Genomic DNA, 26,014 nt, shown 5'->3' with positions numbered 1-26,014 from the left:
CTTATATTAATGAGTTATCCTTAAGCTTCTTTTACAGTTACAAGGTGAGAAACTTTGTTGATCATACCAAGAATAGCAGGAGTTTCTTCCTTAACTACAGTTGAATTCAACTTTTTAAGACCTAAAGCTTCTACCGTCGCACGTTGATCTTGTGGACGACCAATTACACTACGAGTGAGGGTAATTTCTAACTTTTTCGCCATTTGTTTTCCCTCCTTAACCTAGTAGCTCTTCTACAGATTTACCGCGTAATTTTGCAACATCTTCAGCGCGCTTAAGTTCGCTTAATCCGTTCACAGTAGCGCGAATCATGTTGATTGGTGTGTTAGAACCAAGAGATTTCGAAAGAATATCTTGTACACCAGCTAATTCAAGGACCGCACGAACAGGTCCACCAGCAATAACACCAGTACCCTCAGCAGCAGGTTTTAAGAATACTTCACCAGCGCCAAAATGACCGTTGATTGTGTGTGGAATTGTTGTACCAACTAATGGTACAGCGATTAAGTTTTTCTTAGCGTCTTCGATAGCTTTACGGATTGCGTCTGGTACCTCTTGTGCTTTACCAGTACCGAATCCAACATGACCGTTTTTATCGCCAACTACAACTAGTGCAGCAAAGCGGAAACGACGACCACCCTTAACAACTTTCGCGACACGATTTATCGTAACTACACGTTCTTCAAGTTCTAATTTACTTGGGTCAATGCGATGCATCAATTTTCCCTCCTTTGACCATTAAAATTGTAATCCAGCCTCACGAGCAGCTTCAGCTAGAGCTTTAACACGGCCATGGTATAAGTAACCACCGCGATCAAATACTACTTCTTTAACGCCTTTCTCTACAGCACGCTTAGCAACTGATTCTCCAACTTTCGTAGCAGCTTCAATATTGCTAGTACCGTTAAGAGCAAGGTCTTTATCAAGAGTAGATGCACTTACTAACGTTACACCATTCACATCATCAATAACTTGAGCGTAAATATGTTGGTTAGAACGGAACACGTTTAAACGTGGACGCTCTGCAGTACCAGTAAGTTTAGCACGTACACGTGCATGTCTTTTCTTACGAGTCGCATTTTTATCAGCTTTAGTGATCATTCTTGTCACTCCTTTCTCTCACCTAACGGGTTTACTTAGCAGTTTTACCTTCTTTACGACGAACAACTTCGCCTTCGTAACGAATACCTTTACCTTTGTAAGGCTCAGGAGCACGTACAGCACGGATGTTAGCAGCGAATTCGCCAACACGTTGCTTGTCGATACCTTTAATTACGATCTTAGTTGGTGCAGGTACTTCAACTTCAAGACCTGCTTCCGGAGTCATTTCTACTGGATGAGAATAACCTACGCTTAATACAAGTTTATCACCTTGTTTTTGAGCACGGTAACCAACACCGACTAATTCAAGTCCGCGTGCGAAACCTTCAGTTACACCTTCAACCATGTTTCCGATTAAAGCACGAGTTGTACCGTGTAATGCACGGTGTTCCTTCTGTTCAGATGGACGCTCAACTGTTAATGTATTCTCTTCAATTTTGATAAGCATATCAGCATTGAAAGTACGAGTTAATTCACCTTTAGGGCCTTTTACTGTTACAGTATTGTCTTCTGCAACTGTAATAGTAACACCTGCAGGGATTTCAAGAATCTTTTTACCAATACGAGACATGTGGTCACACCTCCGTTCGTTTTAAATATATATTACCAAACGTATGCTACTACTTCTCCACCAGTTTGTAATTGACGAGCGTCTTTGTCTGTCATTACTCCCTTAGATGTAGAAACAAGAGCGATACCTAATCCGTTAAGTACACGTGGTACTTCGTCAGCTTTAGCGTAAACGCGTAAGCCAGGTTTACTGATACGTTTTAATCCAGTGATTACACGTTCATTGTTTGCACCATATTTCAGGAAAATACGAAGGATACCTTGTTTGTTATCCTCGATGTATTCTACATCACGAATGAAACCTTCACGTTTTAAAAGTTCAGCGATCTCTTTTTTGATTTTAGAAGCAGGAACCTCTAATTTCTCATGACGTACCATGTTCGCATTACGGATGCGAGTAAGCATGTCTGCAATTGGATCTGTCATCACCATGTGTTTTACCTCCTTCCCATTTGTGGGTTTTACCAACTAGCTTTTTTAACACCAGGAATTTGACCTTTATATGCAAGTTCACGGAAACAAATACGGCAAAGTTTAAATTTGCGGTATACAGAATGCGGACGACCGCAGCGTTCGCAACGTGTATACTCTTGTACTTTAAACTTAGGAGTACGCTTTTGTTTCGCTATCATAGATTTTTTAGCCACGTTTTCGCCTCCTCTACTTAGCGTTGGCTTCCATTATTTTTGGAATGGCATACCGAATTGTGTTAAAAGTTCACGAGCTTCTTCATCAGTTTTCGCTGTAGTAACGATTACGATGTCCATACCGCGGACTTTGCTTACTTTATCATAATCAATCTCAGGGAAAATAAGTTGCTCTTTAACACCTAATGTATAGTTTCCACGACCATCGAATGATTTCTTAGAAACACCACGGAAATCACGTACACGTGGTAAAGAAACTGATACTAATTTGTCGAAGAACTCATACATTTGCTCGCCGCGTAAAGTTACTTTCGCACCGATTGGCATACCTTCACGAAGACGGAAACCAGCGATTGATTTTTTAGCACGAGTTACAACAGGTTTTTGACCTGTGATTTGTGTTAATTCTTCTACTGCGTTGTCTAACGCTTTTGAGTTAGATACCGCGTCACCAACACCAGTGTTGATTACGATCTTTTCGATTTTTGGTACCTGCATTACAGATTTATAGTTAAACTTGCTCACTAGAGCAGGAGTAATTTCCTTTTGGAACTTCTCTTTAAGGCGATTCAATGAAGTGACCTCCTTTCTTAAGAAAATTATTTATCTAATAATTCACCAGATTTTTTTGCAATACGAACTTTTTTATCATCTTCTACTTTGAAGCCTACACGAGTAGGTTCACCTGTTTTCGGATCTAAAATCATAACGTTAGAAACGTGAATAGGTGCTTCTTTAGTAATAATTCCACCTTGTGGATTTAATTGAGATGGCTTAGAGTGCTTCTTAACGATATTGACACCCTCAACGATAACACGGTTTTGCTTTGGGAAAGCCACAAGGATAACGCCTTGTTTTCCTTTGTCTTTACCAGTGATTACCTGTACTTTATCACCTTTTTTTACATGCATCTTAATTCTGCACCTCCTTAGCAAGGCAATACCTTAAATTATAGAACTTCTGGAGCTAAAGAAACGATCTTCATGAAGTTGCTATCACGTAATTCACGAGCTACTGGTCCGAAGATACGAGTACCACGTGGGCTCTTATCGTCTTTAATGATAACCGCTGCGTTTTCATCAAATTTGATGTAAGAACCGTCCGGACGACGAGCTCCGCTCTTCGTACGTACCACTACTGCTTTAACAACGTCACCTTTTTTAACAACGCCACCTGGTGTTGCTTGTTTTACCGTAGCAACGATAATGTCACCAATGTTAGCATATTTACGACCAGAGCCGCCTAATACTTTAATTGTTAAAAGTTCACGTGCACCAGAGTTGTCAGCAACTTTCAAACGAGATTCTTGTTGGATCATGTTATGAAACCTCCCTTCGGACTAAAAATTCCGATTCGTCTATTTAGATAATAACCGCTTCTTCAACGATTTCAACTAAACGGAAACGCTTAGTAGCAGAAAGCGGGCGAGTTTCCATGATTTTAACGATATCGCCAAGTTTCGCTTGGTTTTGCTCATCATGGGCTTTGTACTTCTTAGAATACTTAACACGTTTTCCGTACAAGGAATGAGTTTTGTAAGTTTCAACTAAAACTGTAATCGTTTTGTCCATTTTGTCAGACACTACACGACCAGTATAAACTTTGCGTTGGTTACGTTCGCTCACTATGCAAACCTCCCCTCAATTTATCGATTAATTCCGATCTCTCTTTCACGAACTACAGTTTTCATACGAGCAATTGCTTTACGCACTTCACGAATGCGAGTTGGATTCTCTAATTGTCCTGTAGCAAGTTGGAAGCGAAGATTAAACAACTCTTCCTTTAAAGCTTTAACTTTTGTTTCGATTTCGGCAGTGGTTAATTCACGAATATCATTAGTTTTCATTAGATTCACCACCATTTTCTTCACGTTTTACGAATTTACATTTCACAGGTAACTTGTGAGCTGCAAGACGTAATGCTTCGCGTGCTACCTCTTCAGATACACCCGCGATTTCGAACATAATTTTCCCAGGTTTTACTACTGCTACCCAGCCTTCTGGTGCCCCTTTACCGGAACCCATACGTACTTCTAGAGGTTTTGCAGTGTAAGGTTTAGAAGGGAAAATTTTAATCCATACTTTACCGCCACGTTTCATGTAACGAGTCATTGCACGACGAGCAGCTTCGATTTGACGGTTTGTAATCCATGAAGCAGCTTGTGCTTGTAAACCGAATTCACCGAAAGCAATTTCAGTTCCACCTTTAGCACGACCACGCATTTTACCACGATGCTCTCTACGATATTTTACGCGTTTTGGCATTAACATATTATTTTCCTCCTTCCTCAGAAGCTTTCTTTTTTGTAGGAAGGACTTCTCCACGGTAGATCCATACTTTTACGCCTAATTTACCGTATGTTGTATCAGCTTCAACTGCTGCATAGTCAATATCAGCGCGAAGTGTATGAAGTGGAACAGTTCCTTCACTGTAAGATTCTGCACGAGCGATATCAGCTCCGCCAAGACGACCAGAAACCTGTGTTTTAATACCTTTAGCACCTGCACGCATAGCACGTTGAATAACTTGCTTTTGTGCACGACGGAATGATACACGGTTTTCTAATTGACGAGCGATGTTTTCGCCTACTAATTTAGCGTTAAGATCAGCTCTCTTAACTTCTAAAATGTTGATGTGTACACGCTTGCCTGTTAATTGGTTAAGAGCTTTACGAAGTGCTTCAACTTCAGTACCACCTTTACCAATTACCATACCAGGTTTTGCAGTGTGAATTGTAACATTTACACGATTTGCTGCACGTTCGATTTCTACTTTAGCAACAGCAGAATCTTTTAAGCGTACATTAATGTACTCACGGATTTTGATGTCTTCATGTAATAATGTAGCGTAATCTTTCTCAGCGAACCAACGAGATTCCCAGTCACGGATAACGCCGACACGAAGACCAATTGGATTAACCTTTTGACCCATCGATTATCCCTCCTTCTTTTCTGATACCACAACTGTGATGTGGCTTGTGCGTTTGTTAATTTGGCTTGCACGACCCATTGCACGTGGACGGAAACGTTTTAACGTTGGACCTTCGTCAACGAAAACTTTTTCAACAACTAGGTTGTTAATGTCCATCTCATAATTGTGCTCTGCATTTGCGATTGCAGATTTTAAAACTTTTTCTACAACTGGAGAAGCAGTTTTTGGTGTGTGGTTAAGGATAGCAATCGCTTCACCCACTTGCTTACCTCGGATTAAGTCTACTACTAAACGAACTTTACGAGGAGCAATACGAACTGTTCTCGCTACTGCTTTAGCTTGCATTGAAGTGCCTCCTCTCATTATCTTCTAGTTTTCTTATCGTCAGCAAGGTGACCTTTGTACGTACGAGTTGGTGCGAATTCACCTAACTTATGGCCAACCATATCCTCAGTGATGTACACAGGTACGTGTTTACGACCATCATATACAGCGATTGTGTGTCCGATGAACTGAGGGAAGATTGTTGAACGGCGAGACCAAGTTTTAACAACTTGTTTTTGCTCAGATGCAACTAATTTTTCCATTTTGCTCATTAAGTGATCATCGACAAATGGTCCTTTTTTTAAGCTACGAGCCATTTTGGTGCCTCCCTTCGTGATTGGCGTACGGTTCTAGAAATGAACCGTACTACAATCCCATTATTTTTTACGACGACGAACGATGAATTTGTCAGACGCTTTGTTTTTCTTACGAGTCTTGAATCCAAGAGTTGGTTTACCCCATGGAGACATTGGAGACTTACGTCCGATTGGAGAACGTCCTTCACCACCACCGTGTGGGTGATCAACCGGGTTCATTACAGAACCACGAACTGTTGGGCGTTTACCTAACCAGCGAGAGCGACCTGCTTTACCGATTTTGATAAGTTCGTGTTGTTCGTTACCTACTTGACCGATTGAAGCGCGACAAGCAGATAATACAAGACGTACTTCACCAGAAGTTAAACGTACAAGTACGTATTTACCTTCTTTACCAAGTACTTGAGCAGATGTACCAGCAGAACGAACTAATTGTCCGCCACGACCAGGCTTAAGCTCGATGTTATGAACAACAGTACCTACTGGAATGTTGATTAATGGTAATGCGTTACCGATTTTAATGTCAGCTTCTGGGCCAGACATAACTTCCATACCTACTTCTAAAGATTTAGGAGCAAGAATGTAACGTTTTTCACCGTCAACGTAGTTAATTAATGCGATATTCGCAGAGCGGTTTGGATCGTATTCGATCGTAGCAACGCGTCCTGGAATTCCATCTTTGTTACGCTTAAAGTCGATGATACGGTATTGACGCTTATGTCCGCCACCTTGATGACGTACAGTGATTTTACCTTGGTTATTACGACCAGCCTTCTTGCTTAAAGGAGCAAGTAATGACTTTTCGGGTCTATCAGTCGTGATTTCAGCGAAATCATTCGTAGTCATATTACGACGACCGTTAGTAGTTGGATTATACTTTTTGATTCCCATCTCAATTTCCCTCCTTCTTTAGTAAGAATTAAACGCCTTGGAAGATTTCGATTTCTTTGCTGTCAGCAGTTAGCTTAACGATTGCTTTACGACGACGGCTAGTAAAACCAGCGTGACGACCAACGCGTTTTGCTTTCGGCTTGTAGTTCATGATGTTCACTTTTTCTACTTTAACACCAAAGATCGCTTCAAGAGCATCTTTAACTTCTGTTTTATTAGATTTAACGTCCACATCGAACGTGTATTTTTTTTCAGCCATCATTTCCATAGAACGTTCAGTGATAACTGGGCGCTTAATGATATCACGAGGATCTCTCATTATGCAAGCACCTCCTCTACTTTTTCCACTGCCGCTTTTGTCATGATTAGCTTATCATGATGAAGCACGTCTAAAACGTTTACGCCATCAGCAGTGATTACTGTTACTCCAGGGATATTGCGAGCAGATAACTCTACAGATTCGTTTGCATCAGCAGTTACGATAAGAGCTTTCTTCTCAACAGTTAATCCTTTAAGTACTGCTAGCATATCTTTTGTTTTTGGTGCATTTAACACTAGGTCTTCAAGAACTACAATGTTGTTCTCAACTACTTTAGTAGCTAATGCAGATTTGATTGCTAAACGACGAACTTTCTTAGGAAGTTTGTACGCATAGCTTCTTGGTGTAGGTCCGAATACCGTACCACCACCACGCCATTGAGGAGAGCGGATAGACCCTTGACGAGCACGTCCAGTTCCTTTTTGACGCCATGGTTTACGACCACCACCGCGAACTTCAGAGCGAGTTTTTACTTTGTGTGTACCTTGACGTAAAGATGCACGTTGCATCATTACAGCTTCGAAAAGTACAGCTTCATTTGGTTCGATACCGAAAATAGCTTCAGCTAATTCGATTTCACCAACCTGTGAACCAGTTTGGTTATATACAGTAACTTTTGGCATTGGAATTCCTCCTTCCTATTGTGAATTATTTGCTAACCTTCACAGCGCCTTGAACAACTACAAGAGATTTCTTAGCACCTGGAACGTTACCTTTTACTAGTAATAAGTTGCGCTCAGTGTCAACTTGAACGATTTCTAAGTTTTGGATAGTAACTTGGTCTCCACCCATACGTCCAGCAAGTTTTTTGCCTTTGAATACACGGTTCGGAGCAACTGGGCCCATTGAACCTGGACGACGGTGATAGCGAGAACCATGAGACATAGGTCCGCGAGATTGTCCGTGGCGTTTGATAACACCTTGGAAACCTTTACCTTTAGAAATTCCTGTTACATCAACGATTTCACCTGTAGCGAATACGTCAACTTTTACCTCTTGACCAACCTCTAATCCGTCCACGTCTGCATCGCGGATTTCGCGAATGAAGCGCTTAGGAGTTGTAGATGCTTTAGCAGTGTGGCCTTGTTCAGGTTTGTTAGTTAACTTTTCACGTTTATCTTCAAATCCTAACTGGATTGCATTGTAGCCATCAGTTTCAGTTGTTTTCTTTTGAAGAACAACGTTTGGATTAGCAGCGATAACTGTTACTGGGATTAACTCACCGTTCTCAGCAAATACTTGAGTCATACCGATCTTTCTTCCTAAGATTCCTTTGGTCATGAGTTACACCTCCTACATTTTTAAGTTATATAAATTATAGTTTGATTTCGATATCTACACCAGATGGTAAATCTAAACGCATTAATGAATCTACTGTTTGTGGAGTAGGACTCACGATGTCGATTAGACGTTTGTGCGTGCGCATTTCGAATTGCTCACGAGAATCTTTGTACTTATGAACAGCACGAAGAATTGTGTAAACAGTTTTTTCAGTTGGTAATGGGATCGGACCAGAAACTGTTGCCCCAGAACGCTTAGCTGTTTCTACAATTTTCTCAGCTGACTGATCAAGAATACGGTGATCGTAAGCTTTTAAACGGATACGAATTTTTTCTTTTGCCATTATTTTCCCTCCTTCGTTCGCCTATTTCTAAAATAGACCTTCTCCATGGAAATTTCCCCACACCATGCCATGGCAAAGCGGCCGGGTGTGTCAGCAACCTTCCACTTCATCGCAGTCAAAGACCAACATTGTCTATTATACAATGTTATTCGTCTAGATGCAAGCATCTTTTTGTTTGCATCTGCTTTTCTCTACTTTTGCTATTATACATGGCACTTTAAAGAATTTCAAGTTTTCATCTAACAGAATTCATTTTACAGTTTCTGGATTATCTTTTGTTGTTTTTATATTACTATAGAAGAAACTCGTCAAAACAAAAAAACACTCTCTTCTCCCTTATATAAACGCAAACAAAAAACCTAAGGGAAAATCCCCTAGGTTTTTTTATATCAGTTAAGATTACTCAACGATAGTAGCAACTACACCGTAACCTACTGTACGTCCACCTTCACGAATAGAGAATTTAGTTCCCTCTTCGATAGCGATTGGAGCGATAAGTTCGATAGTCATTTCGATGTTGTCACCAGGCATTACCATTTCAGTACCTTCTGGTAATTGGATGATACCAGTTACGTCAGTTGTACGGAAGTAGAACTGAGGACGGTAGTTAGCGAAGAATGGAGTGTGACGTCCACCTTCTTCTTTAGATAATACGAAAACTTCAGCTTTGAATTTAGCGTGAGCTTTTACAGAACCGCTTTTTGCAAGTACTTGTCCACGTTGGATGTCTTCACGAGCAACCCCACGAAGTAAAGCACCGATGTTGTCTCCAGCTTGAGCTTGGTCAAGAAGTTTACGGAACATCTCTACACCAGTTACAGTTGTAGAAGCATTTTCTTCAGCAAGACCGATGATTTCTACTACGTCACCAACTTTAACGATACCGCGCTCAACACGACCAGTAGCAACTGTACCACGACCTGTGATAGAGAATACGTCCTCTACAGGCATTAAGAATGGTTTGTCAGTTTCACGTTCTGGAGTTGGGATGTAAGCATCAACTTCAGCCATTAATTCAATGATTTTTGCTTCCCAATCAGCTTCTCCTTGAAGAGCTTTAAGAGCAGAACCTTTGATTACAGGAATGTCGTCGCCTGGGAATCCGTATTCAGATAATAGGTCGCGAACTTCCATTTCTACTAATTCTAATAATTCTTCGTCATCTACCATGTCGCATTTGTTTAAGAATACAACGATGTAAGGAACACCTACTTGACGAGAAAGAAGGATGTGCTCACGTGTTTGAGGCATTGGGCCATCAGCAGCAGATACTACTAAGATACCGCCGTCCATTTGAGCAGCACCAGTGATCATGTTTTTAACATAGTCAGCGTGACCTGGGCAGTCAACGTGTGCATAGTGACGAGTTTCAGTTTCGTACTCAACGTGTGCAGTTGAGATTGTGATACCGCGCTCTCTTTCTTCTGGAGCAGCATCGATTTGATCGTATCCGCGTGCTTCAGCACCACCAGCTTTTGCAAGAACTGTAGTGATCGCAGCAGTTAATGTAGTTTTACCATGGTCAACGTGGCCGATTGTACCGATGTTAACATGGGGTTTAGAACGTTCGAATTTAGCTTTAGCCATTCTAAATTCCTCCTTAGTTTATATAGGTTATTTTATATTTAGACTAGAAAGTGAAACTTACGTCCCACTTTCTAAGCTTACATAAGTAGTTATACTTGAACAATCGATAAAAATCAATTATTCACCTTTATTTTTTTTGATAATTTCTTCAGAAACAGACTTTGGTACTTCTTCATAGTGGTCAAACACCATAGAGAATGTTCCGCGTCCTTGAGTGTTAGAACGTAATGACGTTGCATAACCGAACATTTCAGAAAGTGGAACCATAGCGCGAACAACTTGTGCGTTACCGCGAGCTTCCATACCTTCTACACGTCCACGACGAGATGTTACGTCACCCATAATGTCACCCATGTACTCTTCAGGAATTACAACTTCAACTTTCATCATTGGCTCAAGAATTACTGGGCTACATTTAGAAACCGCAGCTTTAAGTGCCATAGATGCAGCGATTTTGAACGCCATCTCAGATGAATCGACATCATGGTAAGATCCGTCAACTAATGCAGCTTTAATGTCAACTAGTGGATAACCAGCTAGTACACCATTTTTAAGTGCATCTTCAAGACCTGCTCCAACAGCTGGGATGTATTCACGAGGAACTACACCACCGACGATCTTGTTTTCGAATTCGAATCCTTTACCTTCTTCGTTAGGTTCAAACTCAATCCAAACGTGACCGAATTGTCCACGACCACCAGATTGACGAGCGAACTTACCTTCAACTTTCGCAGCAGCGCGGAAAGTCTCACGGTATGCTACCTGAGGAGCACCAACGTTTGCTTCCACTTTGAATTCACGACGCATACGGTCAACGATGATATCAAGGTGAAGTTCACCCATACCAGCGATGATAGTTTGGCCAGTTTCTTGGTCAGTGTGAGCACGGAATGTTGGATCTTCTTCAGAAAGCTTAGATAATGCTGTACCCATTTTATCTTGGTCAGCTTTAGATTTTGGTTCGATAGCTACAGAGATAACTGGCTCTGGGAATTCCATAGACTCAAGGATAACAAGGCTCTTCTCGTCACAAAGAGTATCACCAGTAGTAGTATCTTTTAAACCTACAGCAGCAGCGATATCACCAGCGTAAACTGTTGAAATCTCTTCACGGCTGTTAGCGTGCATTTGTAGGATACGACCTACACGCTCACGCTTACCTTTAGTTGAGTTTTTCACGTATGATCCAGAGTTTAACACACCAGAGTACACACGGAAGAACGTTAACTTACCAACATAAGGGTCAGTCATGATTTTGAATGCTAAAGCTGCGAATGGTTCTTCATCGCTAGACTTACGTTCTACTTCTTCATCTGTATCCGGTAGAGTACCTTTAATAGCAGGTACATCTAGTGGAGATGGAAGGTAGTCGATAACTGCGTCTAACAGAATTTGAACACCTTTGTTTTTGAATGCAGAACCACAGATTACTGGGAAGAATTCTACAGAAGTTGTAGCCTTACGGATACCAGCTTTAAGCTCTTCTACAGTGATTTCTTCACCTTCTAGGTACTTCATCATCATTTCTTCATCAAGCTCAGCTACCGCTTCAATAAGTTTTCCACGGTATTCTTCAGCTAATTCTTTGTGCTCTTCAGGAATTTCAACACGTTGAATGTCTGTTCCTAAATCGTTACCGTACATGTAAGCACACTCTTCAACAAGGTCAATGATACCATTGAACTCATCTTCAGCACCGATTGGTAACTGAATTGGATGTGCGTTTGCTTGTAAACGATCGTGGATTGTTCCTACAGAGTATAAGAAATCTGCACCGATCTTATCCATTTTGTTAACGAATACGATACGAGGTACGCCGTAAGTAGTAGCCTGACGCCAAACAGTTTCTGTTTGTGGTTCTACACCAGATTGCGCATCAAGTACTGCTACAGCGCCATCAAGTACGCGTAAAGAACGTTCTACTTCTACTGTGAAATCTACGTGTCCTGGAGTATCAATGATGTTTACACGATGACCTTTCCATTGTGCTGTAGTTGCAGCAGAAGTAATTGTGATACCACGCTCTTGCTCTTGCTCCATCCAGTCCATCTGAGATGCACCTTCGTGAGTTTCACCGATTTTATGAATACGTCCTGTGTAGTACAGAATACGCTCAGTTGCTGTTGTTTTACCAGCATCGATGTGAGCCATGATACCAATATTACGAGTGTTTTCTAAAGAGAACTCTCTTGCCATTTGGTGTCTTGCTCCTTCCATATATGGATTGGATTTTTTTATTTTAAGTAGCAAAAAAGCCACTTTATATTGTTACACATGTCAGTATGTCCAGTACTCTCATTATGTAAAACGAGCGCCCGATGAAAGGGAGAGGCATTCTCCCTCTCCACACTTCCATAAGCGACAAATAAAGCGGTTTATGCTTACATTTATTTTACGTTGAATCCTACCAACGGTAATGAGCAAATGCTTTGTTAGCTTCTGCCATTTTATGAGTGTCTTCACGTTTCTTAACAGATGCACCAGCGTTGTTAGCTGCATCTAAGATTTCGTTAGCAAGACGCTCTTCCATAGTTTTTTCACCACGAAGACGAGCGTAGTTTACTAACCAACGAAGACCTAAAGTTGTACGGCGTTCTGGACGAACCTCAACTGGAACTTGGTAGTTAGCACCACCAACACGACGAGCGCGTACTTCAAGAACAGGCATGATGTTCTTAAGAGCTTGCTCGAATACTTCCATTGGCTCTTTACCAGTACGTTCGTTTACGATATCGAACGCATTATAAAGAATTGTTTGAGATTTACCTTTTTTACCGTCAACCATCATTTTGTTGATAAGGCGTGTTACTAGCTTCGAATTGTACATTGGATCTGGTAACACGTCACGTTTCGCAACAGGTCCTTTACGAGGCATATTGAGTTCCTCCTTTCATTTTAAAGTTATTATTTTTTAGCAGGTTTTGGTCTCTTAGTACCATATTTAGAACGTCCTTGCATACGTTTGTCAACACCAGCTGTGTCAAGCGCACCACGAACGATGTGGTAACGTACCCCCGGTAAATCCTTTACACGACCACCGCGAATTAATACTACGCTATGCTCTTGTAGGTTATGACCGATACCTGGGATGTAAGCTGTAACCTCGATACCGTTTGTTAAACGTACACGAGCGTATTTACGTAACGCTGAGTTAGGTTTCTTTGGAGTCATTGTACCAACACGAGTACATACACCACGTTTTTGAGGTGCAGAGATATCAGTTGATTTTTTCTTTAAAGAGTTAAAACCTTTGTTTAACGCAGGTGATTTAGATTTCCATACTTTATCAGTACGACCATTTCTCACTAATTGGTTAATAGTAGGCATTTGATTATCCTCCCTTCGCATGTTTGTATGACCACATATCCAGGTGGTTCATTATTAGTTGAAAACAAAGTTTTTGCAAGGAAGAGCAAATGCTCTCTCCTCACAAAAACAGTTTTAACTTATTATTCCTATTGCTGAAGCTCCCACTTGAATCCCCGAAGCTTTACCAAGCTTACGAACTGATTCAACTTTTGTTATGGGCACGTTATATTGCATTGCAACACGAATGATAGCATGGGTTAACCGCATGTCAGCATCCTCTGCGATGACAACTTCTTTAACTGTACCATTTTTGATTGCCTCCAATGTGCGTTTATGACCAACGACTACATTTTCAGCAGTTGATACTTTTTGATAAGACATATAAATATCCTCCAAAGCATCGTTCAGGAGCAACCTTGATTATAGTAACATTTTGACTCATACAATGTCAACTAAGATTAATTGTTTTTATACAAAATTTATGCCGGAAAATTTTACTGTTCCACATAAACCTCATCGTTTTCTACATTCATGTCATCTTGTGTTGTTTTTACAAGATCCACTTTGCGATAACGATTCATACCTGTTCCAGCAGGAACAAGTTTACCGATAATAACATTTTCTTTTAATCCTAGAAGTTCATCGCGTTTACCCTTAATTGCTGCATCAGTTAAGACACGAGTTGTTTCTTGGAACGATGCTGCAGATAAGAATGAATCTGTTTCAAGTGAAGCTTTTGTAATACCAAGTAGAACAGGTCTAGCTGTTGCTGGTTGCTTACCTTGCAGTAAGACCTTAGCATTCGCATCAGTGAACTGATGGATATCTAGTAATGTTCCTGGTAATACATCTGTTTCACCTGCATCACTTACACGAACTTTACGTAACATTTGACGTACCATTACTTCTACGTGTTTGTCACCAATTTCTACCCCTTGCATACGGTATACTTTTTGAACTTCACGTAATAAGTATTCTTGAACCGCCGTAATGTCCGTTACTTTTAGTAATTCTTTCGGATCAATAGAACCTTCTGTTAACTCTTTACCGTGGCTAATTGGCTGTCCTGGAGTTACTTTCAGACGAGCACCGTAAGGAATAGCATACGTACGAGCTTCAACTTCACCCTGTACAACTACTTCTTGGCGATCTTTAACGTCGTTGATCGCTGCGATAACACCGTCGATTTCACTGATAACTGCCTGACCTTTCGGATTACGAGCTTCGAAGATCTCTTGGATACGAGGTAAACCTTGAGTGATATCATCTCCGGCAACCCCACCTGTATGGAATGTACGCATCGTTAACTGTGTACCTGGCTCACCGATAGATTGAGCTGCGATAATACCTACCGCTTCTCCTACTTCTACGTCTGTTCCAGTTGCTAAGTTACGACCGTAACACTTCTTACATACACCGTGGCGAGTGTTACACGTAAACGCTGAACGAATGTTTACAGTTTCAACACCCGAATTTTCAACGATATGAGCGATATCTTCAGTAATTAATTGATTTTCAGCAACTAATACTTCACCTGTTTCAGGATGTTTTACAGTTTTTCTTGCAAAACGTCCAACAAGACGATCATATAATGACTCGATAACTTCATTACCCTCTTTAATCGCACCGATTAATAAACCGCGATCTGTTCCACAATCATCTTCACGAACGATTACATCTTGTGCAACGTCAACAAGACGACGTGTTAAGTAACCAGAATCGGCAGTTTTAAGTGCTGTATCAGCAAGACCTTTACGCGCACCGTGCGTAGAGATGAAGTACTCAAGTACTGTTAAACCTTCACGGAAACTCGATTTGATTGGAAGTTCGATGATACGACCAGATGGATTGGCCATAAGACCACGCATACCAGCAAGCTGAGTAAAGTTAGATGCGTTACCACGGGCACCTGAGTCACTCATCATGAAGATTGGGTTGCGTTTATTCAAGGATTTCATCAGTTTTCCTTGGATAACATCTTTTGCATTACTCCAAATAGAGATAACGCGATCGTAACGTTCTTCTTCCGTGATTAAACCGCGACGGAATTGTTTAATTACATTATCTACTTTTGCTTGTGCTTCGTGGAGAATTTCATCTTTTTCGCCTAATACAAGAATGTCAGATACCCCAACTGTAATACCAGCTTTTGTAGAGTACTTGAATCCTAAGTTTTTCATACGGTCAAGCATGCGAGACGTTTCTGTAATTTGGAAACGTTTGAATACTTCCGCAATGATGTTACCAAGGATTTTCTTGCTAAATGGCGCCACTTCTTCGCGACTAGCAATAATTTCTTTAATGTTCGCACCTTTTTCAACGAAATATTTCGCTGGTGTTTCTTTTTCAAGGTTTGAATTTGTTGGTTCATTAATATAAGGGAACGACTCTGGTAAGATTTCGTTAAATATTAATTTACCAACTGTTGTTAATAGAAGCATACTCTTTTGCTCTTCAGTAAATGTTGCGTTGTTTACTGCACTTGCAGCTACTGCAACACGTGTATGAAGATGAACATATCCATTTTGATATGCAAGCAATGCTTCGTTTGCATCTTTGAAGACCATACCTTCACCGATTGCACCTTCACGCTCAAGTGTTAAGTAATAGTTACCTAATACCATATCCTGAGATGGAGTAACAACTGGTTTACCGTCTTTCGGGTTCAAGATGTTTTGTGCCGCTAACATAAGAAGACGAGCTTCAGCTTGAGCTTCTGATGATAAAGGTACGTGAACGGCCATTTGGTCACCGTCAAAGTCCGCGTTGTATGCAGTACATACAAGTGGGTGAAGACGGATTGCGCGACCTTCTACTAATGTAGGTTCAAACGCCTGGATACCAAGACGGTGAAGTGTTGGTGCGCGGTTTAGAAGTACTGGATGTTCTTTAATCACAGACTCTAAAACGTCCCAAACTTCAGGTTGTACACGCTCGATTTTACGTTTCGCACTCTTAATGTTATGTGCTAATCCTTTTTCAACTAACTCTTTCATTACGAAAGGTTTGAACAGTTCAAGCGCCATTTCTTTTGGTAATCCACATTGATACATCTTTAAGTTCGGTCCTACAACGATTACAGAACGACCAGAGTAGTCAACACGTTTACCTAATAAGTTTTGACGGAAACGTCCTTGTTTACCTTTAAGCATGTGAGATAGTGATTTTAATGGACGGTTACCTGGTCCAGTAACTGGACGGCCACGACGACCATTATCGATTAATGCGTCTACAGCTTCTTGTAACATACGTTTTTCGTTTTGAACGATGATGCTTGGTGCACCTAAGTCCAATAGACGTTTTAAACGATTGTTACGGTTAATTACACGACGGTATAAGTCGTTTAAGTCAGAAGTAGCAAAACGTCCACCGTCTAGCTGTACCATTGGGCGTAGTTCTGGTGGAATTACTGGTAGAACATCTAAGATCATCCAAGACGGTTCATTTCCAGAGTTACGGAATGCTTCTAATACTTCTAGACGTTTAATAGCACGAGTACGGCGTTGTCCTTGTGCTGTTTTTAATTCTTCTTTTAAGAAGTCTACTTCTTTATCTAAATCGATGTCTTGTAGTAGCTTTTTAATTGCTTCTGCACCCATAGCAGCTTGGAATGTGCTACCATATCGATCACGATATGCACGGTATTCTTTTTCAGAAAGTAATTGCTTCTTATCAAGTGGTGTATCTCCACTTTCTGTTACAACATAAGAAGCGAAATAAATTACTTCTTCAAGCGCGCGAGGGGACATGTCTAAGACAAGTCCCATGCGGCTCGGGATACCTTTGAAATACCAAATATGAGATACAGGAGCAGCTAATTCGATATGACCCATACGTTCACGACGTACTTTTGCACGCGTTACTTCAACGCCACATCGATCACAAACTACACCTTTATAACGTACACGTTTGTATTTTCCGCAATGACATTCCCAGTCCTTTTGTGGTCCGAAAATACGCTCACAGAACAAGCCATCTTTTTCAGGCTTTAACGTACGATAGTTAATAGTTTCTGGTTTCTTAACTTCACCGTATGACCAAGAACGAATCTTGTCAGGTGAAGCAAGTCCAATCTTCATATATTCAAAGTTATTTACATCTATCAAGGGGCCTACCTCCCTTTTAGTCTACAGGTTATCCCAATTATTCCTTAGTTGTCTCAACTTCGACATTCAATTTATCTGCTGATTGATGATCATCGTCATCTTCTGTATCACGCATTTCAATTTCTGTATCGTCGCTAGACATCATTTTAACGTCCATACCTAAACTTTGCAGCTCTTTAATCAATACTTTGAATGATTCAGGAACGCCTGGTTCTGGAACATTTTCGCCTTTAACAATTGCTTCATAAGTCTTAACACGTCCAACAACATCATCAGACTTCACTGTTAAGATTTCTTGAAGAGTATAAGCAGCACCGTAAGCTTCAAGTGCCCAAACCTCCATCTCACCGAAACGCTGTCCACCGAACTGAGCTTTACCTCCAAGAGGTTGCTGCGTTACAAGTGAGTATGGTCCAGTAGAACGAGCATGAAGTTTATCGTCAACCATGTGCGCAAGTTTGATCATATACATGACACCAACAGATACGCGGTTATCGAATGGTTCACCAGTACGTCCGTCATAGAGGATTGTTTTCGCGTCATTTGCCATACCAGCTTCTTCAATTGTGCCCCAAACATCTTCCTCACGAGCACCATCGAATACTGGTGTTGCAATGTGAATGCCAAGGTATCTTGCTGCCATACCAAGATGAAGCTCTAATACCTGACCGATATTCATACGAGATGGTACCCCTAATGGGTTTAACATGATATCGATTGGCGTACCGTCTGGTAAGTAAGGCATATCTTCTTCTGGTAAAATACGAGAAATAACACCTTTGTTACCGTGACGTCCGGCCATCTTGTCACCTTCAGAAATTTTACGTTTTTGAACGATATATGCACGTACAAGTTGATTCACGCCTGGTGGCAATTCATCGCCATCTTCACGGTTGAATACTTTTACGTCTAAGATAATACCGCCACCACCGTGTGGTACACGTAGTGATGTATCACGTACTTCACGCGCTTTTTCTCCAAAGATAGCATGTAATAGACGTTCTTCAGCTGTTAATTCTGTTACACCTTTAGGTGTTACTTTACCAACAAGTAAATCTCCATCTTTTACTTCAGCACCAACGCGAATGATACCGCGCTCGTCAAGGTTACGTAATGCGTCTTCCCCAACGTTTGGAATGTCACGTGTAATTTCTTCTGGTCCAAGCTTCGTATCACGAGCTTCTGATTCATATTCTTCAATATGAATAGAAGTGTACACATCATCTTTTACAAGGCGCTCACTCATGATGATCGCATCCTCGTAGTTATAACCGTCCCAAGTCATGAAGCCAACAAGCACGTTACGTCCAAGTGCTAGTTCACCTAATTCCATAGAAGGACCATCCGCAAGGATTTCACCTTTTACAACTTCATTTCCAACACTTACGATTGGACGTTGGTTGTAACAAGTTCCTTGGTTAGAACGAATGAATTTTTGCATTTTGTAGCGATCTAAGTCGCCTTTTACTGTTTGACCGTCAACTTCTACATAGCGACGTACCCAAACTTCACGTGCTTCTACGCGCTCAACAACACCAGGATGTTTACAGATTACTGCAGCACCTGAGTCTTTTGCTGATACGTACTCCATACCTGTACCTACAATCGGAGATTCCGGATTCATTAACGGAACCGCCTGACGTTGCATGTTCGCTCCCATAAGTGCGCGGTTAGAGTCATCGTTTTCTAAGAACGGAATACAAGCTGTCGCTGCCGACACTACTTGTTTTGGAGATACATCCATGTAGTCGATGCGTTCTCTATTTGTGACAATGTTTTCACCACGGAAACGAGCTACGATATCTTCACTTAGGAATTCACCTTCGTCAGATAATTTCATATTCGCTTGGGCTACAACATAATTATCTTCTTCATCTGCTGTTAAGTAATCAACATGCCCTGTTACAAGACCAGTTTCTGGGTCAACACGACGGTATGGTGTTTCAATGAAACCAAACTCATTTACTTTCGCGAACGAAGATAATGAGTTAATCAAACCGATGTTTGGTCCCTCTGGTGTTTCAATCGGACACATACGACCGTAGTGAGAGTAATGAACGTCACGCACTTCAAAGCCTGCGCGCTCACGCGTTAAACCACCAGGTCCTAATGCAGATAGTCTTCGTTTGTGAGTTAACTCTGCTAATGGGTTTGTTTGGTCCATAAACTGAGATAACTGAGAACTTCCGAAGAACTCTTTAATAGATGCAATAACAGGACGAATATTAATTAGTGCCTGTGGTGTAATCGCATTTGTATCTTGGATCGACATTCTCTCACGAACAACACGTTCCATACGAGAAAGACCGATACGGAATTGATTTTGTAATAGTTCTCCAACAGAACGCAGACGACGGTTTCCTAAATGGTCAATATCATCTGTATCCCCTACTTTGTATAGTAGGTTGAAGAAGTAACTGATAGAAGCAAGGATATCACCTGGTGTGATGTGTTTCACATCACGAGTAATGTTTGCATTACCAATTACATTAATTACGCGTTCGCCTTCCGACTCAGGAGCATAAATCTTAATAGATTGCAGCTCAACATCGCCTTCTACCACTCCACCCATTGGTTTCGCTGTTTTGAATCCAATGTTTTTCTCTAAGTAAGGTAAAATGCGATCAAGTGTACGACGATCTAAGATTGTTCCTTCTGCCGCTAAAATTTCACCAGTTTCTGGATCCACTAATGTTTCAGCTAAACGTTGATTAAACAATCTGTTTTTAATGTGTAACTTCTTGTTGATCTTATAGCGACCTACATTTGCTAAATCGTAGCGCTTTGGATCGAAGAAACGAGACACAAGTAAGCTCTTAGCATTTTCTACTGTTGGTGGTTCACCAGGACGTAGACGCTCATAAATTTCAAGCAATGCTTTTTCTGTGCTATCTGTGTTGTCTTTTTCTAATGTGTTGCTTAAGTATTCGTTATCACCTAAAAGCTCGGTGATTTCTTGATCAGAGCCAAACCCTAATGCGCGTAACAAAACAGTTACAGGAAGTTTACGCGTACGGTCAATACGCACATATACAACATCCTTAGCATCTGTCTCATACTCTAACCAAGCTCCGCGGTTTGGAATTACAGTAGCAGTAAAACCACGTTTTCCGTTTTTATCCACTTTGCCACTATAGTATACGCTTGGAGAGCGAACTAACTGGGAAACGATAACACGTTCTGCACCGTTAATTACGAATGTTCCAGTCTCTGTCATGAGTGGGAAATCTCCCATGAACACATCTTGTTCTTTTACTTCACCAGTTTCCTTGTTGATTAGACGCACTTTTACACGAAGTGGTGCTGCATACGTCACATCACGCTCTTTGCATTCGTCTACAGAGTATTTAGGTTCACCTAAGCTGTAGTCGATAAATTCAAGCGATAGATTTCCCGTAAAGTCTTCAATCGGAGAAATGTCTTGGAACATTTCTCGCAAACCCTCATCAAGAAACCACTGATAAGAAGAGGTTTGAATTTCGATAAGATTTGGTAACTCTAATACTTCACTAATACGGGCATAACTTCTTCGTTGGCGGTGGCGTCCGTATTGAACTAGTTGACCTGTCAACTGCTTCACCCCTCAAATCATGAGTATTATAAATGCACAAAAAAATTTGTGCAAAATCACAAATAAATACAACTACTGCTATTAGCGTAGTCTCTTTCTCTTAAAGATAAATACGTTGAGTCTTTCTACCTGCTCAAAAAAGAAAAATGGCTTCTATAAGAAAACCATCATTCTGTTTCATAATCTGCTGATTTTACTATCTTTTCCAAGAGAAACAAAAATATACATCTTTCTCAACGCAGAAAATCATATATTGGCATTGTATAATGTTAACATAGCCAAAAATAACCGTCAACGTTTTTTTGATTTTATGATATAATATCCTTTTTTCTTTTCTACAACCTCAACTTCAGAAAATACTTCTTCTAGTTTTTTTAGCGCAGACGGTGCACCTTGTTTCTTTTGAATAACAATCCAAAGCTCTCCATCTGGAACTAAATACTCCACAGCTTTTTCTAAAATCTCATGTACGATATCTTTACCCGCACGAATTGGAGGGTTAGATAGAATAGCAGCATACTTACCATCTACATTTTCATAGACGCTACTTTGAAAAATACGTATATTCTCGATTTTGTTATTAGCGGCGTTTTCTTTCGCAAGCCCAAGTGCCCTCTCGTTCACATCCACCATGTGAACTTCACGACCTTGAAACTCTTTCGCTAACGACAAACCAATAGGACCGTATCCGCAACCTACGTCTAATATATCACCTTTAATATCTGGCATTTGAAACGCTTCAATTAAAAGACGGGAACCAAAGTCCACTTCGTTTTTCGAGAACACCCCATGGTCAGATAAGAAAGTGAATCGAGATCCACGAAGGGCAAACTCCCATCGCTTACGATCACTTTTACTAGAAGGGTCGTTAGAAAAATAATGGTCTGCCATATGGCCACCTCTTTTCTTTACAGTTAAAAAAAAAGCTCGCATGAGAGCGAGCTTTTTTTAAAGCATCAAAAGTTAATTACTTAACTTCTACAGCAGCGCCAACTTCTTCAAGTTTAGCTTTGATTTCTTCAGCTTCTTCTTTAGCAGCAGCTTCTTTGATTACTTTTGGAGTGTTGTCAACTAATTCTTTAGCTTCTTTTAAGCCAAGACCAGTGATTTCACGAACAACTTTGATAACTTTGATTTTTTGTGCACCAGCGCTAGTTAGTTCCACATCAAATTCAGTTTTCTCAGCAGCAGCTTCTCCAGCGCCACCAGCAACAGCTACAGGAGCAGCAGCAGTTACGCCGAATTCTTCCTCGATAGCTTTTACTAAGTCGTTAAGTTCTAATACAGTCATAGATTTAACTGCTTCAATGATTTGTTCTTTAGTCATTGTAAATATCCTCCCTTAAATAGGTTTGTATTGTTTTATCGATAATACGTAATTATCTTTTAAAAAATTAAGCGCCTTGCTCTTCCTTTTGGTCTGCAACTGCTTTAGTAGCAAGTGCAAGGTTACGGATTGGAGCTTGAAGAACGCTAAGAAGCATAGAAAGTAAGCCTTCACGTGATGGAAGAGTAGCGATTGCTTTAACCTCATCAAGTGTTACAAGTTTACCTTCGATTACGCCCGCTTTAATTTCTAAAGCTTCATGATCTTTAGCGAAGTCGTTTAATACTTTCGCAGGAGCAACTACATCCTCGTTACTGAACGCGATTGCGTTTGGTCCTGTTAAGAATTCATTTAACTCAGCCATTTCAGCAGATTCTGCAGCACGACGAGTTAGAGAGTTTTTGTAAACTTTGAACTCAACGCCAGCTTCACGTAATTGCTTACGTAATTCTGTTGCTTCAGAAACTGTTAAACCACGGTAGTCAACAACGATTGTAGATTTACTAGCGCGAAGTTTGTCCGCGATTTCAGTTACAACTTGTTGTTTAGTTTCGATTACTTTGCTCATGTTATTACACCTCCTGTAGATTATATAGAAGATGTACCGAAAGTGCACTAAAAACCTCCATGCCCAACTTGTAGACATGGAGGCATATAGTCACAGAAAAAAGATTCCGCTTCGTATATTAACACCTAGGTAGGAAATTAAGTCTATTGACACCTACTGTCTACGGTACACTAATTAAATTCACAACATAAATGATTATATTAAAACTTCTTTATGAAGTCAACTTCCAAAATTTACGCTAATGTAGAAACGTCTACACGTACGCCAGGTCCCATTGTAGAAGCAACTGTTACGTTCTTCATGTAAGTACCTTTTGCAGCAGCTGGCTTAACTTTTTGTAAAGTGTCAGCAATTGTTTTGAAGTTTTCTACTAATTTAGCATCTTCGAAAGATACTTTACCGATTGGAACGTGGATGTTACCAGCTTTATCAACGCGGTATTCAACTTTACCAGCTTTGATTTCGTTAACAGCTTTAGTTACATCGAAAGTAACTGTTCCAGTTTTAGGGTTTGGCATTAAACCTTTAGGTCCTAATACGCGACCAAGTTTACCAACTTCACCCATCATGTCAGGAGTTGCTACTACTACATCGAAATCGAACCAACCTTGTTGGATTTTACCGATGTAATCAGTATCGCCTACGAAGTCAGCTCCAGCAGCTTCAGCTTCTTTAGCTTTTTCACCTTTAGCAAATACTAATACACGTTGTACTTTACCAGTACCGTGTGGAAGAACAACTGCACCACGGATTTGTTGGTCAGCTTTCTTAGGGTCAACACCTAAACGGAATGCAGCTTCTACAGTTGCATCAAATTTAGCTGTGTTTGTTTTCTTTACTAATTCTACTGCTTCTGTTGCAGAGTAAGCAGCTGCACGATCAACAAGCTTTGCAGCTTCTACGTACTTTTTACCTCTTTTAGCCATTTTTATTTCCTCCTCGAATGTGGTTTTAGCGGAATAACCTCCCACGTTTACGCCTGTTTTCAGGTATAACCTGAGGATGAGCGCCATCCATTTATTTAAAAACGATAATCATTTACGATAATAAAGGTTGCGAATTGGAATTCCAGACCCGCAACCTTTTTTAAAAACAAATCGAATTAGTCTTCGATAACGATGCCCATACTGCGTGCAGTACCTTCAACCATACGCATTGCAGCTTCTACGCTAGCAGCGTTTAGGTCAGGCATTTTAGTTTCAGCGATTTCGCGTACTTTATCACGCTTAACAGTTGCCACTTTATTACGGTTTGGTTCACCAGAACCAGACTCAATACCAGCTACTTTCTTAAGAAGAACAGCAGCAGGAGGAGTTTTAGTAATGAAAGTGAATGAACGGTCCTCAAATACCGTAATTTCAACAGGGATGATAAGACCAGCTTGATCTGCTGTACGAGCGTTAAACTCTTTACAGAAGCCCATGATGTTAACACCTGCTTGTCCTAATGCTGGACCAACTGGTGGAGCTGGGTTAGCTTTACCTGCAGGAATTTGAAGCTTTACCATTTTAATTACCTTTTTAGCCACGAGACACACCTCCTTAAGTCCGTGATGTGGTCAATTGGACAGTGATTTGCCCTCCCACGTCATATTTTATCTGTAAGGATAAAATCTTTCAAAAAACGTCTCCGATAACGAAGACGTACTGACTTAAAAGATATTATCACTTTTTACAATTCATTTCAAGTTTCATTTTATAATTTTTCAATTTGATGGAAGTCAAGTTCAACTGGAGTCTCGCGACCAAACATGTCCACAAGCACGCTAACCTTTTTCTTCTCCACATCAATTTCTTCAATAGCACCTGTATAATCTGCGAATGGCCCCTCATTTACACGTACTGTCTCATGAAGTTCAAAGTCGAAATCAACCACTTCGTTGTCCATTCCCATATGTTTCATAATGGTAACAACTTCCTCTTCTAATAGAGGTGATGGTTTAGATCCAGAACCAGAAGAACCAACGAACCCAGTTACACCCGGCGTGTTACGTACAACATACCAAGAGTCATCAGTCATGATTAATTCTACTAATACATAACCTGGGAACACTTTTCTTTTCATTAATTTTTCTTTTCCGTTTTTCATTTCTACTTCTACTTCTTCCGGGACAACAACACGGAAAATTTTATCTTGCATACCCATTGATTCTACACGTTTCTCTAGGTTTGCTTTTACTTTATTTTCATATCCAGAATAAGTATGGACAACATACCAACTTTTTTCCATTCATTTAGGACGAGCGTCCTTCCCTCCCTGACGTACATTTTTTTGCGCAAATGAAAAAACCCGTTCACCGGGCTTTTACACAGTTCTTATAAATAACATTATATCATGGATAAGTGCTTCTTATTCAAGAATTAACCAAGAATTAACCGAATTAAAGAAGAAATGCCCATATCAACTACTGCGAAGAAAATCGCAAAGAACACAACTGTAGCAACAACAGTCGCTGTTGAGCGGAGTAATTCATCTTTTTTAGGCCAACTTACTTTTTTCATTTCGCGACCTACATCGCCGAAAAAGTTCGTTAAACGCATCTGCGGGACCTCCAGTGTATTATTTCAATTATTTATTTTGTTTCCTTGTGAACTGTATGCTGATTGCATGTTTTACAAAACTTTTTTATTTCAAGTCGCTCTATTGAGCTCGTATCTTTCATAGTAGAGTAGTTTCGATTTTTACACTCTTCACATGAGAGTACAACTTTTTTCCTCATTAGTTACACCAACCTTGTAACATTATGTCCCTAAAAATGTATCATACAATAAAAGACAATGTCAATGACATGCATTTTGTACTCTCTACAAAAGAAAACAGGT

35 protein-coding genes and 1 other annotated feature are annotated in these 26,014 nt (G+C 40.5%); all 35 genes read right to left on the bottom strand.

Annotated elements, in window-relative coordinates:
- Nucleotides 1-20: 20 nt before the first annotated feature.
- A complete protein-coding gene (gene rpmD, locus DN407_RS00770) occupies nucleotides 21-203 on the bottom strand; it encodes a 50S ribosomal protein L30 (protein ID WP_001085234.1) in 183 nt (60 codons plus the stop codon).
- A gap of 13 nt (nucleotides 204-216) precedes the next feature.
- Nucleotides 217-717: a 30S ribosomal protein S5 gene (gene rpsE, locus DN407_RS00765; RefSeq protein WP_000554646.1), complete on the bottom strand. Its 501-nt coding sequence runs from the start codon at nucleotides 715-717 to the stop codon at nucleotides 217-219.
- Between the two features lie 21 nt (nucleotides 718-738).
- Nucleotides 739-1,101 carry a 50S ribosomal protein L18 gene (gene rplR / locus DN407_RS00760; RefSeq protein WP_000628816.1) on the bottom strand — a complete coding sequence of 121 codons (363 nt, stop codon included), beginning with the start codon at nucleotides 1,099-1,101 and terminating at the stop codon, nucleotides 739-741.
- Nucleotides 1,102-1,132: 31 nt separating this feature from the next.
- Complete coding sequence (rplF, locus tag DN407_RS00755) at nucleotides 1,133-1,672, bottom strand: 50S ribosomal protein L6 (RefSeq protein WP_000086558.1); 540 nt, start codon at nucleotides 1,670-1,672, stop codon at nucleotides 1,133-1,135.
- 32 nt (nucleotides 1,673-1,704) lie between these two features.
- A complete protein-coding gene (gene rpsH / locus DN407_RS00750) occupies nucleotides 1,705-2,103 on the bottom strand; it encodes a 30S ribosomal protein S8 (RefSeq protein ID WP_000245511.1) in 399 nt (132 codons plus the stop codon).
- Between the two features lie 29 nt (nucleotides 2,104-2,132).
- On the bottom strand, nucleotides 2,133-2,318 hold the full coding sequence (gene rpsN, locus DN407_RS00745) for a 30S ribosomal protein S14 (protein ID WP_001085700.1): 186 nt from the start codon (nucleotides 2,316-2,318) through the stop codon (nucleotides 2,133-2,135).
- A 33-nt stretch (nucleotides 2,319-2,351) separates the two neighbouring features.
- Nucleotides 2,352-2,891, bottom strand: a complete 540-nt coding sequence (gene rplE, locus DN407_RS00740) for a 50S ribosomal protein L5 (protein WP_001080831.1) — start codon at nucleotides 2,889-2,891, stop codon at nucleotides 2,352-2,354.
- A gap of 26 nt (nucleotides 2,892-2,917) precedes the next feature.
- Nucleotides 2,918-3,229, bottom strand: coding sequence for a 50S ribosomal protein L24 (gene rplX, locus DN407_RS00735; protein WP_149215929.1), 312 nt, complete (start codon nucleotides 3,227-3,229; stop codon nucleotides 2,918-2,920).
- A 38-nt stretch (nucleotides 3,230-3,267) separates the two neighbouring features.
- The gene (rplN, locus tag DN407_RS00730; protein WP_000615912.1) at nucleotides 3,268-3,636 is read right to left on the bottom strand and encodes a 50S ribosomal protein L14; all 369 of its coding nucleotides are present in this window, start codon (nucleotides 3,634-3,636) and stop codon (nucleotides 3,268-3,270) included.
- A gap of 43 nt (nucleotides 3,637-3,679) precedes the next feature.
- A complete protein-coding gene (gene rpsQ, locus DN407_RS00725) occupies nucleotides 3,680-3,943 on the bottom strand; it encodes a 30S ribosomal protein S17 (RefSeq protein WP_000004106.1) in 264 nt (87 codons plus the stop codon).
- 20 nt (nucleotides 3,944-3,963) lie between these two features.
- Entirely contained in the window at nucleotides 3,964-4,164 is a 201-nt protein-coding gene (gene rpmC / locus DN407_RS00720; protein ID WP_000855718.1) for a 50S ribosomal protein L29, read from the bottom strand.
- Nucleotides 4,154-4,588: a 50S ribosomal protein L16 gene (gene rplP / locus DN407_RS00715; RefSeq protein ID WP_000928969.1), complete on the bottom strand. Its 435-nt coding sequence runs from the start codon at nucleotides 4,586-4,588 to the stop codon at nucleotides 4,154-4,156. The genes rpmC and rplP overlap by 11 nt, the downstream gene beginning before the upstream one ends.
- 1 nt (nucleotide 4,589) lies before the next feature.
- Entirely contained in the window at nucleotides 4,590-5,249 is a 660-nt protein-coding gene (rpsC, locus tag DN407_RS00710; RefSeq protein ID WP_000529956.1) for a 30S ribosomal protein S3, read from the bottom strand.
- 3 nt (nucleotides 5,250-5,252) lie between these two features.
- On the bottom strand, nucleotides 5,253-5,594 hold the full coding sequence (gene rplV, locus DN407_RS00705) for a 50S ribosomal protein L22 (RefSeq protein WP_001148024.1): 342 nt from the start codon (nucleotides 5,592-5,594) through the stop codon (nucleotides 5,253-5,255).
- Between the two features lie 17 nt (nucleotides 5,595-5,611).
- Nucleotides 5,612-5,890 carry a 30S ribosomal protein S19 gene (gene rpsS / locus DN407_RS00700; RefSeq protein WP_000124454.1) on the bottom strand — a complete coding sequence of 93 codons (279 nt, stop codon included), beginning with the start codon at nucleotides 5,888-5,890 and terminating at the stop codon, nucleotides 5,612-5,614.
- A gap of 60 nt (nucleotides 5,891-5,950) precedes the next feature.
- Entirely contained in the window at nucleotides 5,951-6,781 is an 831-nt protein-coding gene (gene rplB / locus DN407_RS00695) for a 50S ribosomal protein L2 (RefSeq protein WP_000511583.1), read from the bottom strand.
- 28 nt (nucleotides 6,782-6,809) lie between these two features.
- Nucleotides 6,810-7,100 (bottom strand): 50S ribosomal protein L23, encoded by a 291-nt coding sequence (gene rplW, locus DN407_RS00690; RefSeq protein WP_001205558.1) that lies wholly within the window; start codon nucleotides 7,098-7,100, stop codon nucleotides 6,810-6,812.
- On the bottom strand, nucleotides 7,100-7,723 hold the full coding sequence (gene rplD / locus DN407_RS00685) for a 50S ribosomal protein L4 (protein WP_001127258.1): 624 nt from the start codon (nucleotides 7,721-7,723) through the stop codon (nucleotides 7,100-7,102). The genes rplW and rplD overlap by 1 nt, the downstream gene beginning before the upstream one ends.
- Before the next feature lie 25 nt (nucleotides 7,724-7,748).
- Nucleotides 7,749-8,381, bottom strand: a complete 633-nt coding sequence (gene rplC, locus DN407_RS00680; RefSeq protein WP_000160207.1) for a 50S ribosomal protein L3 — start codon at nucleotides 8,379-8,381, stop codon at nucleotides 7,749-7,751.
- A gap of 34 nt (nucleotides 8,382-8,415) precedes the next feature.
- On the bottom strand, nucleotides 8,416-8,724 hold the full coding sequence (gene rpsJ / locus DN407_RS00675) for a 30S ribosomal protein S10 (RefSeq protein WP_001040596.1): 309 nt from the start codon (nucleotides 8,722-8,724) through the stop codon (nucleotides 8,416-8,418).
- A 399-nt stretch (nucleotides 8,725-9,123) separates the two neighbouring features.
- On the bottom strand, nucleotides 9,124-10,311 hold the full coding sequence (tuf, locus tag DN407_RS00665) for an elongation factor Tu (RefSeq protein ID WP_001029614.1): 1,188 nt from the start codon (nucleotides 10,309-10,311) through the stop codon (nucleotides 9,124-9,126).
- Nucleotides 10,312-10,428: 117 nt separating this feature from the next.
- The gene (gene fusA / locus DN407_RS00660; protein ID WP_000090370.1) at nucleotides 10,429-12,507 is read right to left on the bottom strand and encodes an elongation factor G; all 2,079 of its coding nucleotides are present in this window, start codon (nucleotides 12,505-12,507) and stop codon (nucleotides 10,429-10,431) included.
- Nucleotides 12,508-12,715: 208 nt separating this feature from the next.
- Nucleotides 12,716-13,186: a 30S ribosomal protein S7 gene (gene rpsG / locus DN407_RS00655; protein ID WP_001137491.1), complete on the bottom strand. Its 471-nt coding sequence runs from the start codon at nucleotides 13,184-13,186 to the stop codon at nucleotides 12,716-12,718.
- Nucleotides 13,187-13,215: 29 nt separating this feature from the next.
- A complete protein-coding gene (rpsL, locus tag DN407_RS00650) occupies nucleotides 13,216-13,638 on the bottom strand; it encodes a 30S ribosomal protein S12 (RefSeq protein WP_001142341.1) in 423 nt (140 codons plus the stop codon).
- Nucleotides 13,639-13,752: 114 nt separating this feature from the next.
- Nucleotides 13,753-14,001 carry a 50S ribosomal protein L7ae-like protein gene (locus DN407_RS00645; protein WP_000121837.1) on the bottom strand — a complete coding sequence of 83 codons (249 nt, stop codon included), beginning with the start codon at nucleotides 13,999-14,001 and terminating at the stop codon, nucleotides 13,753-13,755.
- A gap of 113 nt (nucleotides 14,002-14,114) precedes the next feature.
- Nucleotides 14,115-17,726 (bottom strand): DNA-directed RNA polymerase subunit beta', encoded by a 3,612-nt coding sequence (gene rpoC, locus DN407_RS00640; RefSeq protein WP_000567939.1) that lies wholly within the window; start codon nucleotides 17,724-17,726, stop codon nucleotides 14,115-14,117.
- Between the two features lie 37 nt (nucleotides 17,727-17,763).
- Nucleotides 17,764-21,297, bottom strand: coding sequence for a DNA-directed RNA polymerase subunit beta (rpoB, locus tag DN407_RS00635; protein ID WP_000147553.1), 3,534 nt, complete (start codon nucleotides 21,295-21,297; stop codon nucleotides 17,764-17,766).
- A gap of 291 nt (nucleotides 21,298-21,588) precedes the next feature.
- Nucleotides 21,589-22,188, bottom strand: coding sequence for a class I SAM-dependent methyltransferase (locus tag DN407_RS00630; RefSeq protein WP_000763262.1), 600 nt, complete (start codon nucleotides 22,186-22,188; stop codon nucleotides 21,589-21,591).
- A gap of 76 nt (nucleotides 22,189-22,264) precedes the next feature.
- A complete protein-coding gene (rplL, locus tag DN407_RS00625) occupies nucleotides 22,265-22,624 on the bottom strand; it encodes a 50S ribosomal protein L7/L12 (RefSeq protein WP_000159736.1) in 360 nt (119 codons plus the stop codon).
- A 67-nt stretch (nucleotides 22,625-22,691) separates the two neighbouring features.
- The gene (rplJ, locus tag DN407_RS00620; RefSeq protein ID WP_000048716.1) at nucleotides 22,692-23,192 is read right to left on the bottom strand and encodes a 50S ribosomal protein L10; all 501 of its coding nucleotides are present in this window, start codon (nucleotides 23,190-23,192) and stop codon (nucleotides 22,692-22,694) included.
- A gap of 39 nt (nucleotides 23,193-23,231) precedes the next feature.
- Nucleotides 23,232-23,376, bottom strand: a sequence feature (ribosomal protein L10 leader region).
- Between the two features lie 49 nt (nucleotides 23,377-23,425).
- Entirely contained in the window at nucleotides 23,426-24,118 is a 693-nt protein-coding gene (gene rplA / locus DN407_RS00615) for a 50S ribosomal protein L1 (protein WP_001987630.1), read from the bottom strand.
- A 176-nt stretch (nucleotides 24,119-24,294) separates the two neighbouring features.
- Nucleotides 24,295-24,720 (bottom strand): 50S ribosomal protein L11, encoded by a 426-nt coding sequence (gene rplK / locus DN407_RS00610; RefSeq protein WP_001085872.1) that lies wholly within the window; start codon nucleotides 24,718-24,720, stop codon nucleotides 24,295-24,297.
- Between the two features lie 167 nt (nucleotides 24,721-24,887).
- On the bottom strand, nucleotides 24,888-25,421 hold the full coding sequence (gene nusG, locus DN407_RS00605) for a transcription termination/antitermination protein NusG (protein WP_000415794.1): 534 nt from the start codon (nucleotides 25,419-25,421) through the stop codon (nucleotides 24,888-24,890).
- Nucleotides 25,422-25,552: 131 nt separating this feature from the next.
- Nucleotides 25,553-25,732 (bottom strand): preprotein translocase subunit SecE, encoded by a 180-nt coding sequence (gene secE, locus DN407_RS00600; RefSeq protein WP_001241323.1) that lies wholly within the window; start codon nucleotides 25,730-25,732, stop codon nucleotides 25,553-25,555.
- A gap of 32 nt (nucleotides 25,733-25,764) precedes the next feature.
- A complete protein-coding gene (gene rpmG, locus DN407_RS00595; RefSeq protein WP_014481927.1) occupies nucleotides 25,765-25,911 on the bottom strand; it encodes a 50S ribosomal protein L33 in 147 nt (48 codons plus the stop codon).
- Nucleotides 25,912-26,014: the final 103 nt, after the last annotated feature.

Origin of the sequence: Bacillus sp. JAS24-2 (assembly GCF_008274905.1) — a bacterium.
GTDB classification, from domain to species: domain Bacteria; phylum Bacillota; class Bacilli; order Bacillales; family Bacillaceae_G; genus Bacillus_A; species Bacillus_A cereus.
The sequence above is the reverse complement of the archived record's forward strand: the minus strand, read 5'-3'. Positions and strand labels throughout refer to the sequence as shown.